Source organism: Massilia sp. TWR1-2-2 (assembly GCF_049897565.1).
Classification (GTDB): Bacteria; Pseudomonadota; Gammaproteobacteria; order Burkholderiales; family Burkholderiaceae_D; genus JAFCUW01.
The window spans coordinates 20,173-28,451 of sequence record NZ_JAFCWM010000041.1 but is presented as its reverse complement, the minus strand read 5'-3'; the positions used below and the strand labels follow the sequence as shown (position 1 = coordinate 28,451).

General features: G+C 62.9%; 7 protein-coding genes. 3 read left to right on the top strand and 4 right to left on the bottom strand.

Features of this window, described 5'->3' with window-relative positions:
- Window positions 1-132 precede the first annotated feature (132 nt).
- Window positions 133-1,803, bottom strand: coding sequence for a TIGR01244 family sulfur transferase (locus ACP7DD_RS24080; protein WP_426177610.1), 1,671 nt, complete (start codon window positions 1,801-1,803; stop codon window positions 133-135).
- A 29-nt stretch (window positions 1,804-1,832) separates the two neighbouring features.
- Window positions 1,833-2,714: an MBL fold metallo-hydrolase gene (locus tag ACP7DD_RS24075; protein ID WP_426177608.1), complete on the bottom strand. Its 882-nt coding sequence runs from the start codon at window positions 2,712-2,714 to the stop codon at window positions 1,833-1,835.
- 237 nt (window positions 2,715-2,951) lie between these two features.
- On the opposite strand from ACP7DD_RS24075, the gene ACP7DD_RS24070 reads away from it, so the two are divergent.
- From ACP7DD_RS24070 to ACP7DD_RS24060, 3 genes are all read left to right on the top strand, one after another.
- Window positions 2,952-4,268: a sigma-54 interaction domain-containing protein gene (locus ACP7DD_RS24070; RefSeq protein ID WP_426177606.1), complete on the top strand. Its 1,317-nt coding sequence runs from the start codon at window positions 2,952-2,954 to the stop codon at window positions 4,266-4,268.
- 199 nt (window positions 4,269-4,467) lie between these two features.
- Window positions 4,468-4,683 (top strand): YgaP family membrane protein, encoded by a 216-nt coding sequence (locus tag ACP7DD_RS24065; protein ID WP_426177604.1) that lies wholly within the window; start codon window positions 4,468-4,470, stop codon window positions 4,681-4,683.
- Complete coding sequence (locus tag ACP7DD_RS24060; RefSeq protein ID WP_426177602.1) at window positions 4,683-5,039, top strand: carboxymuconolactone decarboxylase family protein; 357 nt, start codon at window positions 4,683-4,685, stop codon at window positions 5,037-5,039. The genes ACP7DD_RS24065 and ACP7DD_RS24060 overlap by 1 nt, the downstream gene beginning before the upstream one ends.
- Before the next feature lie 7 nt (window positions 5,040-5,046).
- On the opposite strand, the gene ACP7DD_RS24055 is transcribed toward ACP7DD_RS24060, so the two are convergent.
- Together ACP7DD_RS24055 and ACP7DD_RS24050 are read right to left on the bottom strand one after the other, a co-directional pair.
- Window positions 5,047-7,209 carry a cation-translocating P-type ATPase gene (locus ACP7DD_RS24055; protein WP_426177600.1) on the bottom strand — a complete coding sequence of 721 codons (2,163 nt, stop codon included), beginning with the start codon at window positions 7,207-7,209 and terminating at the stop codon, window positions 5,047-5,049.
- Window positions 7,206-8,183, bottom strand: coding sequence for a cation diffusion facilitator family transporter (locus ACP7DD_RS24050; RefSeq protein WP_426177598.1), 978 nt, complete (start codon window positions 8,181-8,183; stop codon window positions 7,206-7,208). Before ACP7DD_RS24050 ends, ACP7DD_RS24055 begins: the two co-directional genes overlap by 4 nt.
- Window positions 8,184-8,279: the final 96 nt, after the last annotated feature.

The following is an 8,279-nucleotide window of genomic DNA, read 5'->3' as shown; positions in this document are numbered from 1 at the left end:
ATGTCCCGTTCAATTGGGTAGGGGCGACATCGCCCGCGACATTCCGATTACAGCCAAACAAGTCCAGTGTCGGCAACCCGGAGGCCGCTGTGGCAGTTTGTGAAACATTCAGGCTAGTGCTTGCTCTCGATGTCAGGAATCCGCCAATTCCGGTTTCGCCATCCACTCGCGTCCTTTCAGCATGCCTTTCCAGTACAGCGGCGGCAGGATGCGTTCCTTCAAAAACCACGCCAGTCGCGACGGCCGAGTGCCGTCGACAAGCCATGCTGGGAAACTCGGTGCGAGCGCCCCGCCATAGGTGAATTCCGCTAGTACAATCTTGCCGCGTTCTACCGTCAGCGGGCAGGAACCGTAGCCGTCGTATAGGGCACTACCCTTGGCTTTGCCAATAGCCGCCAGCACATTGTGGGCAACCACCGGGGCCTGCTTGCGGGCTGCGGCGGCGGTCTTCGCATTGCTGGTATTGGTTACATCGCCAAGACCATGAATATTGCCCCACTTCTTATGGCGCAAGGTGGAGGGATCGACATCGACCCAGCCGGCGGCGTCGGCCAAGGGACTGACGCGAATGAAATCGGGCGCAACCTGCGGCGGCACCACGTGCAGGATATCGAACTCGCGCGTGACCGTGTTCTTGCTGCCATCCGGATTGAGGCGCGAAAAAGTGGCGGTGCGAGACGGCCCATCGACGCGCGTCAGGGTGTAGCCGAAATTGAGATCGATGCTGTAAGCATTGATGTACTCCATCAGTGCGGGCACGTAGGCGGCCACGCCAAACAGCACGGCGCCGGCACTACAGAACTCGATCTGAATCTGATCGAGAACACCGCCGCGTTTCCAGTGATCCGCCGATAAGTACATCGCTTTTTGCGGAGCACCGGCACATTTGATCGGCATCGGGGGCTGCGTAAAAATAGCCCGACCGCCTCGCAGGTTCTGCACCAATTCCCAAGTATATGGAGCGAGGTGATACAAATAATTCGAAGTGACGCCATTGCGTCCGAGCGTCTCGGACAGGCCTTCGATCGCATGCCAGTCGAGCTTCAGACCGGGGCACACCACCAACTGCTGGTACCTGACGACCCGGCAGCCATCGAGGATGACGGCGTTTCCGTCCGGTTCGAACGCGGCGACCGCAGCCTTGATCCAATGGACGCCCCGCGGAATCGTCGATGCCATCGTACGCGCAGTCTCGGCGGCATCAAACACGCCGCAGCCGACCAGGGTCCAGCCGGGCTGGTAATAATGCACGTCGGCCGGGTCGATGATGGCGATATCGAGCCCAGGATCGCGCGCCAGCAGGCTCGAGGCGGTGGCGATGCCGGCCGCGCCACCACCGATGATGACGACCGCATGCGCGACTTCGACAACGTCGAGCGGTGTCCGGCCGTTGTTGGCAATGCGGCGCACCACCCCTTTCATGTCGAAGCCGGCCTTCCTGGCGGCATCGACAATTTGTGGCAGCGGCTGTTGTCCGGCCTGCGACAGGGCCCACATAGTCGTCGAACGCATGCCGGTGCGGCAATACGCCAGCACCGGCTTGGGCAACGTGGCAAGCAACTGGCCGAAGCCGATCCCTTGTTCGTCGGTGACCTTCCCGGATTCAGCCGGTAGATAGTGGGCATCGATTCCGGCCGCCTGAGCCGCGCGTTCGATCTCGGCAAACAAGGGCTGGTCGTTGCCTTCGCCGTCGGGACGGTTGCAGATGACGGCGCGATATCCGGCCACCTTCAGCTCGGCCAGCTGCTCAGGCAGGATTTGTTCCGAAACCGACAATCCGGGCGCAAGGTGTTGAATCTTCATAGCTGTCTCCGTGGTATTTTCTGCACCGTTCAAAGCGCGTTGAGCGGGATCTTGAGGTAGCGCGTACCATTCGCTTCCGGCTCGGGAAGATGACCGGCGCGCATATTGACCTGGACCGATGCAAGCAATAGCGTCGGCATCTCCAGCGTGGCATCGCGCCTTGTTCGCATGGCGACGAATTCCGCTTCGCTGATGCCGTTACGGACGTGGACATTATTGGCGCGCTCATCCGCAACGGTGCTGACGAACTGCACCTCGCGGCCACCTGGCTGATAGTCGTGGCACATGTACAGCACCGTGTCTTCCGGCAGGCTGAGCACCTTGTTGATTGAGCGGAACAGCGTACGTGCATCGCCGCCTGGAAAATCGCAGCGCGCGGTGCCATAGTCCGGCATGAACAGGGTATCGCCGACAAACGCGGCCCTCTGATGGCTGTTGCTGACCGCGTAGGTCATGCAGGCGGGCGTATGGCCGGGCGTGTGCAGCGCGCGGCATTGCAGCCTGCCGATGCTGAACAGTTCGTCGTTCGCAAAAAGGTGATCGAACTGGCTGCCGTCGCGCGCCATGTCGCTGCCGGCATTGAACACGGTACCAAAGACCTGCTGCACGGTCGTAATGTTCGCACCGATCCCGATCTTTCCACCAACTTGATCTTTCAGGTACGGCGCAGCTGTCAGGTGATCCGCATGAACGTGGGTCTCGAGGATCCACTCAACTTCCGCTCCCAGTTCGACAACGCGGGCAATCAGTTTGTCGGCAGAGCGGCTAGCTGTGCGGCCAGATTTGGGGTCGTAGTCGAGCACGCTATCGACCAGCGCGCAACGGCGGCTGGCTGGGTCAAGCACCAAATAACTGACGGTACTGGTGGCTGGATCGAAAAAACCTTCGACGTGAAGTTGTATGTTGCTCATTGAAGTCTCCTGTGGGCGGCGGCGCTATTAACGCCCTCCCGCTCCTTTCAGCAAAGCCCGTGCCACCCCCAACGATTCGCTGGCGAAGGGGGTTTAAGCCATTGATTTTTTGGGCTATTCGTCGAACGCTGCGACTGCCGCGGGGTGAGGCGACGACACCGCACACTGCCATCTGGCAGTCCCGCTTGACAGTCGTGGCAGTGTTGCGCCAACATGCATGAATCATCCGGAGCCACCATGAACAGCCAAGCGCCCTTCCCCGTCAATCCAACGCCCCCTTCTGCGCAGGTGCAGTCGCTGGTGTCATTTCTCGAGCACGAGTCGCACCCAATGATCGTGCTCGACCCTGACTACAACATCCTGGCGGCCAACACCGCCTACCAGCGCCAATTCGGCAGCGTCGACCAGCCTTTTCTCGGCCACAAGTGCTACCGCATCTCACATCATTACGATGTGCCATGCGACCAGGCCGGCGAACATTGCCCGATGAAGAAGGCACAGGAACTGCGCGGACCCGACCGCGTTCTGCACATCCACCATACGCCGCGCGGCCCCGAGCACGTGGAAGTGGAGCTGCGCCCGATCCTCGATGACCATGGCGCCATCACGGCCTACGTCGAGCGCCTCTCGGTGGTGCGTAGCGCGTCTGCGCGGCCAAGCGACGAGGGCCTGGTGGGCCGCTCGCCGGCCTTCAACCTGGCGCTGGCGGCGCTGCAACGGGTGGCGCCGTCGACGCTGCCGGTGCTATTACTGGGCGAATCCGGCACCGGCAAGGAACTTTTTGCGCGCGCGGTGCACGAAACGAGCGAACGCGCCAGCGGTCCGTTCGTCGTCGTCGATTGCTCGGGCTTGACGGAAACGCTGTTCGAAAGCGAATTGTTCGGCCATGAAAAAGGCGCGTTTACCGGCGCCACCACGAGGAAGCCCGGCCTGGTGGAGACGGCGCAGGGCGGCACCCTCTTTCTCGACGAGATCGGCGACGTGCCGCTGGCCATGCAGGTTAAGCTGCTGCGGCTGATCGAATCGGGCACCTATCGGCGCGTCGGCGGCGTCGAGACCTTGCATGCCAATTTCCGGCTGGTTGCCGCGACGCACAAACCGTTGGAGAAAATGATGGCCAACGGCGAATTTCGGCAAGACCTGTATTACCGCATCAGCGCCTTTCCGATCCCGCTGCCGCCGCTGCGGGAGCGCGCCGAAGATATCGCCTTGCTGGTCAATTCATTTCTTCAGCGCGCCGGCGCCGGCAAGAGGAGGCTGACCATCGACCCCGGTGCCATGACGCAATTGCAGCGGCGCTACTGGCCGGGCAACGTCCGCGAGTTGCGCAACGTGCTCGAACGCGCGCGATTGTTTGCCGACGACGGTGTGATCCGCACCGAACACCTACCCGGTGCTCCAGCAGACGTTTCCGCTGCGCGGCCCCCTGTTGCTGCCGAATCGCTGGCTGCGGTACTCGCCACGTTCGACGGCACGCGCAGCGAACTGGCCGCCCGCCTCGGCATCAGTGAACGAACGCTCTACCGGCGCCTCAAGGCGCAGGGACTGGCTTAGCCACCTCCGGGCACCTCTGCCAATCGCTGCCACGCTGCCAAATGACAGCGTTTTCGGTATGCCAATGCAGCCATCGACGTCGCCAACTATGCGGTAAGTGCTTGTAATCAATCATCAAACCGCGTGCGCCGCCATTGGCATGAAACGTGCTCTAACTATCGATACGACCGTTCGCATTGTCCCCTTAAGGAGAAAAATCATGAAAGCAAACGTTGGAAGTATTGACCGTACAATTCGCATTCTCGCCGGACTGGGCTTGATCACTGCGACACTGTTTGGCGTGATCGGCGCCTGGGGCTGGATCGGCTTGATACCGCTGGCGACGGGCGTGTTTCGATTTTGTCCCGCGTACCTGCCGTTTGGTTTGCGCACTTGCCAAATGAAAACATCAACCGAATCTACGAGGAAAAACTGATGAGCACCGCACTAACCGGCTATGGAGACTTGACCACCGCGGTATCGAAGCAGCTGACCACGCTGCGCAACGACCTGCCCGACGTGATGAAAGGGTTCAGCGACCTGGCGCGCGCCGCATCGCGTGACGGTGCCCTCGATCGGAAGACCAAGGAACTGATCGCGCTGGCCTTGGGCGTGGCAGCGCACTGCGACGCATGCATCGGCTTTCACGTCCAGGCGTTGGTGCGGCTCGGCACCACCAAAGCCGAACTCGAAGAGGCGCTCGGGATGGCGATCTACATGGGCGGTGGACCGTCCGCAATGTATTCTGCCAACGCGCTGGCCGCCTTTGAGGAATTCTCCGCGGCGCCCTGAGGCAGGGTCAATCGCGCCGGGCGGGTGAACCCTGCCGGTTGGCATATTGCTTGGCGGCCTCGAACCAAAGCAGGCTGAGCAACGTGCCGCCAAGTCCGCTCGCAACCAGCTTCGCGCTGGGAATGGCAAAGACGAAAAGCGATCGCAATAGCGGAATGGCAAGCACCACAGCAAGTAACACGATAAGGACCGACAGTCCGACGATCGGCACATGCGCCGCCACGACGAACACGATCGCCTTGCGCAGGTTAGCGAATACCCGTCGCCCATGGCGCACTGCCGTTACCAGCGAAGCAAAATCGTCGTTCAGCAGCACCAGCGCGGCCGACTCGCGCGCCACGTCGGTGCCGCGCGCCCCCATCGCAACGCCGATATCGGCCGCCTTCAGCGCCGGCGCGTCGTTGACCCCATCACCGCTCATCGCCACGACGTCGCCGCGCGCGCGGAACGCCTGCACCAGCCGCAGCTTCTGCGCCGGCTGGACACGGCAAAATACGGTGGTATCGGCGAGCCGGGCCGCAAGGTCCGCATCGCTCATGGCGGCGAGCGCGGCGCCGGTCATCGCCGCCCCACCGGACGCCAGTCCAGCCTGGCGCGCGATTGAGATCGCCGTCGCCGGATGATCGCCCGTGATCATGACCACGCGGATGCCGGCGGTCCGGCATTCGGCGATCGCGGCGGGGACATCCGGGCGCACCGGATCTTCGAGCGCCACCAGCCCGAGGAACTCGAAATCGAAATCATGCTGGTTACTCGGCAGGATGGACGCGTCGAACACTGCACGGGCTACGCCGAGCACGCGCAGGCCCTCTCCCGCCATGCGCTCGACTTGCTGCGCGATCGCTGCGCTACGGCCGATATCGAGGTGACACAGGTCGATGATCGATTCCGGTGCCCCCTTGGTGGCGATCATTTTGGCGCGCCGGTCGGGCGACTGCCACACGCGCGACATGGCCAGCATTTCTTTCGACAGCGGGTAGTCGCTCAGCAGGGTCCAGTCGCCGTGCAGGTGCTCGGTGTTTGACAGCAGGCGCTGGCCGGCGCCCCCGATGGCCGCCTCCATCGGGTCGAACGCACGGCGATGGCTGGCCAGCACGGCAAACTCGAGCACGCTGTGCAAGGCTTCCTCGAATGGCGCCGATCCCGCAGTGGTGACATCGTATGCCGCCGCTTCAGTCCAGATTGTGCGCACCGCCATGCGATTGAGGGTCAGGGTGCCGGTCTTGTCGACACACAGCAAGGTGGTGGCGCCGAGCAGCTCGATGGCTGGAATGCGCCGCGCAAGGACGTTCTCGCGCGCAAGCCGCCATGCACCCAGGCCGAGAAAGATGGTCAGGATCACAGGCAGTTCTTCAGGCAGGATCGCCATCGCGAATGTCAGGCCGGCCAGCACGCCGTGCAGCCAGTCGCCGCGCAAATACCAGTACAGCAAGGCCAGGGCCGCCGCCAGTGCGAGGCCAACCAGCGCCACCCGCTTGACCACCCTCCGCGTTTCCTGTTGAATCGGTGTGGGATCGGTGCTGATGGTGGCGAGCGACGCGCCGATCCGGCCAAGCGCGCTGTGTACCCCGGTGGCGACAACCTGGCCGCGCGCGTTCCCCTGGGTGACCAGAGTGCCCGAGAAGACATGCGAGCGCGGGTCCGCTCCGGACAGCATCGGAGCTACGCCTGCCGCGCCGGCGAATTTCGGCACCGTGGCAGATTCGCCCGTTAACATCGATTCGTCCATTGTCAGGTTGGATGACTCGATCAGCCACATATCGGCCGGCACCCGATTGCCCTCGGAAATGAGCACGATGTCGCCGCGTACCAGCGCGTGTGCGGCAACCGCGTGCACCGCACCATGCCGCACCACCAATGCGGTCGGACTGGAAAGGTCGCGCAGCGCCGCCAGCGCATTTTCGGCGCGACGCTGTTGCGAAAATGTGATGCCCATGATGACAAATACGAAGCCGAGCAGCATCAAGGCTTCGCCACGGTCCCCCAACAGCAGGTAGATCACGCCGCACGCGACCAGTAACAGGAACATCGGCTCGGTCACCACCTCGGCCAGCAGGCGCAGCAAGGTGCGCTGCTCTGACGAGGGCAGTTCATTCGCCCCGTCCTGCAGCAGGCGGCGGGCGGCTTCTTCTTCGGTCAGGCCGCTTTCGGCGGGCGCAGCAGGGTTCATTTTTTCACGCCGCCTGGCGCCGGCTGCGCGGTCACGGTAGCGTGGTCGAGGTCGGGCCGGCGCCATGGATCGACATGCGTCATCAGCGACAGCACCCGGTGTCGCTCCATCACGTTGCGCCGCGCCGCCACGGCGATGGCATGGCCGGCTTCAACAGGGACCGTCGCATCGACCTCGATGTGGGCGTCGACAACGATCATGTCGCCCATCTTGCGGGTGCGCACATCGTGCACGCCCATGACGCCCGGCGTGCCTTGCAGGGTGCCGATGATCGCCGCCAGTTCCTGCTCGTTGACGCCACGGTCCATCAACTCGTGCAGGGCGTCCCACGCGAAGCCCCACCCCATTTTGACGATCATGAGACCGACGATGAGCGCGGCGATGGGATCGAGCAGTGGATAGCCCGCCAGGTTTCCGGCAATCCCGATCCCCACCACCAGCGACGATGCCGCATCCGAGCGGGCATGCCATGCATTGGCGACCAGCATGCTCGACTTTACACGCGTGGCGATCTTCAGCATGTAGCGAAACAGGATCTCCTTGGCCACGAGGGCGACGGCCGCTACCGCAAGTGCGACCCCATGCACCACAGGGATGTGCTCCGGGTTTTGCAGCCTGGCGACAGCGGACCACGCCATGCCGGCACCGACGGCGAGCAGTAAGGCGCCTACGACCAGCGAGGCGGCGTTCTCGAAGCGCTGGTGGCCGTACGGGTGCTCAGCATCGGCTTCCTTGGCGCCGTGATGGCTGGCAAACAGCACGACAAAATCGGCGGCCAGGTCGGACAGCGAATGAATGCCGTCGGCAATCAGGCCCTGCGATTTTGCTATCACCCCGACCGCAATCTGCAACCCGCTCAACGCAATGTTCAGCGCGACACTGCCCCATGTGCTACGCGACGCGGCGGCGGCCCGCTCGGCCGGCGTATGCGCGGTGTCTTCGGGATCGTCAACCGCTTCGTTAAAGCTAATCAAAGGCCTCTCCATTGGCGGTCCGCCGCGGATACACTGCGCTGCACTCTATCGCGAGCTTATTGAGATTATAGCAACGCAGAGTCGGAGTTGCCGCAG

Excerpts from the sequence above, each read along its gene's own strand:
- ACP7DD_RS24080 (WP_426177610.1), bottom strand. The coding sequence starts at position 1,803 with ATGAAGATTCAACACCTTGCGCCCGGATTGTCGGTTTCGGAACAAATC.
- ACP7DD_RS24075 (WP_426177608.1), bottom strand. The coding sequence starts at position 2,714 with ATGAGCAACATACAACTTCACGTCGAAGGTTTTTTCGATCCAGCCACC.
- ACP7DD_RS24070 (WP_426177606.1), top strand. The coding sequence starts at position 2,952 with ATGAACAGCCAAGCGCCCTTCCCCGTCAATCCAACGCCCCCTTCTGCG.
- ACP7DD_RS24065 (WP_426177604.1), top strand. The coding sequence starts at position 4,468 with ATGAAAGCAAACGTTGGAAGTATTGACCGTACAATTCGCATTCTCGCC.
- ACP7DD_RS24060 (WP_426177602.1), top strand. The coding sequence starts at position 4,683 with ATGAGCACCGCACTAACCGGCTATGGAGACTTGACCACCGCGGTATCG.
- ACP7DD_RS24055 (WP_426177600.1), bottom strand. The coding sequence starts at position 7,209 with ATGAACCCTGCTGCGCCCGCCGAAAGCGGCCTGACCGAAGAAGAAGCC.